This is a genomic window from Streptomyces sp. SID11385, from assembly GCF_010548245.1.
GTDB lineage: Bacteria > Actinomycetota > Actinomycetes > Streptomycetales > Streptomycetaceae > Streptomyces.
In genome coordinates this window covers 1-2,043 of record NZ_JAAGLR010001160.1, presented here as the reverse complement: position 1 = coordinate 2,043, position 2,043 = coordinate 1, and the positions used below count along the sequence as shown (strand labels likewise).

Below are 2,043 nucleotides of genomic sequence, written 5' to 3'. Positions count from 1 at the left end.
CCGCGCCGCCTCCTCCCGCTCCCACTCCCCCACGTCGAGCAGCAGCCGCGCGCACCGCCCCCGCACCACCCCCGCCGCCGAGTCCCGCCCGGCGATCCGGCGCAGCACGCCGTACCACCGCTGCCGCAGGCCGGCGTGGGGGACGGTGGGTGGGGGTGCGGGGGCGCAAGTCCCCGGCCCCGCCTCCGGTACCGCCCCCGCGCCGCCCGCCGCCGTCTCCCGCCCCGCCTCCAGCGAGTCCGCCAGGAGTCCCACCGCGCCGTGCACGGCGTCCAGTTGCTTGCGCACCGCCGCCGCGCCCTCCTCGTCCAGGCCCGCGCAGGCGGGTGGCAGGCCGACGAAGACGCGTTCCGCGAGGCCCGCGGCCACCTCCGTGAGCGCGCCCGTGTCGGTGCCGCGCACGTCCCCGTACCGGAGGGTGCGCACGAGCGCCGGGAGCGCTTCGGCGAGGCGGGCCACGTCCGTGTCGAGCGCGGCGAGGTCCGCGAGCGCGCGCATCACGTACGGCAGCGACTCGCTCAGCGCGGCGGGCAGGCTCGCCTCGACGAGGGCGGTGATCTCGCCGAGCCGCTGCGCCTCCGCCGCGCGCGCGACGACACGTGCCTCGGCGGCGCCGAGGACCGTCGTGCCCCAGATGCCCGCCTCGGCGACCCGTACGGCGAGTTCGGGGTCCCAGCGCAGCGTCCACGTCTCGCGGAAGGTCCCCGTGCTGCCGTGCGAGGCGGCCGGGACGCCCCACTCGACGCCGAGCAGGCGCAGCCGGTGCAGGAGGGCGCTGCGCGCGACGTCGTTCTCCTTGCGCAGGTCGAGTTCGAGGGTGCGCTCCAGCGCCTCGGGCTTGAGGCGCAGCGCGCGCTGGAGGCGGGTCAGGTCGCGCTGGAGCGGCATCGCGGGCGCGCTGTCGGGGACTTCGCCGAGCACGTCGCCGACGACGAGCCGGTCGTGGACGAGCGCGAGCGGCACGTCGGAGCCCTCGCACATGACGGAGCGCACGGCGTCCATCGTCTCGCCGAGGCCCGCGAGCGGGCGCCCGCGCATGACGGCGAGCGTCTCGGCGAGCCGTACCGCCTCGATGACGTGCGCCGAGGAGACGTGCTTGTCCTCCTCGCGCAGCAGCCCCGCGACCTTCGTGAGCCACCGCTCGACGGGCCGGTCGGGCGCGGCGAAGAGGTGCCCGTACCAGCCGGGCGACTCGATGCCCGCGCCGTAGCCGCTCGCCCGCGCGAGCCTGCGGTGCGTCCACGGCACCCACGTCAGCGCCGTCTTCGCCTTGGGCAGCCCGCGCAGCGCCGCGCGGTCGGTGGCGAGCGGGACGCGCGTGGCGAGGGCGGGTACGTGCCAGGCGCCGCACACGACGGCGACCGCCTCCGGCCCGTACTCCTTCTCGGCGGCGCGCAGGCACAGCCGCATGTGCGCCTCGCGCACCGCGTCCTGCGGGTGCCCGCCGTCCGCGTACCGCTCGCGCAGCGCGGTCATCGCCTCGGCGAGCGCGGCGAAGGCGCCGAAGGGGTACGGGGGTTCGGCGCCGTCACGCGCCCGTCCGCCTTCCGCAGGACCGCCCTCCGCCGGGCCGTCGTCCCTAGTGCCGCCCTCGCCCGGGCCGCTCCGGTGCTCGACGACGTCCTCCCACCACCGCTCCGGGTCGTCGTACCCGGCGGCCTCGGCGAGGACGGCGACGGGGTCGATGCGTACGGCGGCCGGGCCCGCGTCCTCGACCGCCTCACCGTCCGCCGCGTCCTCCGCCGCCTCCTCCCGTACCTCCTCCGCGCTCCCCTCCTCCTCGTCCCGCAGCGCGAGGCTGTGGGCCGCCGGGAGGTCGATGAAACGGACGGGGACGTCGTGCGCGGCGGCCCAGCGCAGGGCCGTCCACTCGGGCGAGAAGGCGGCGAAGGGCCAGAAGGCGGAGCGCGCGGGCTCGTCGACGAGGTGGGCGAGGAGCGCGACGGGCGGGCGCAGATCCGGGTCGGCGGCGAGCGGGGCGAGCGCGTCGGCCTCGGGCGGGCCCTCGATCAGGACGACGGCGGGCCGCGCGGCGTCGAGCGC

General features: G+C 78.1%; 1 protein-coding gene. It reads right to left on the bottom strand.

What is annotated here, in order from left to right:
* A partial coding sequence (locus G3I42_RS35285; RefSeq protein WP_164291729.1) for a DUF5682 family protein occupies nucleotides 1-2,043 on the bottom strand: 2,043 nt, incomplete at both ends.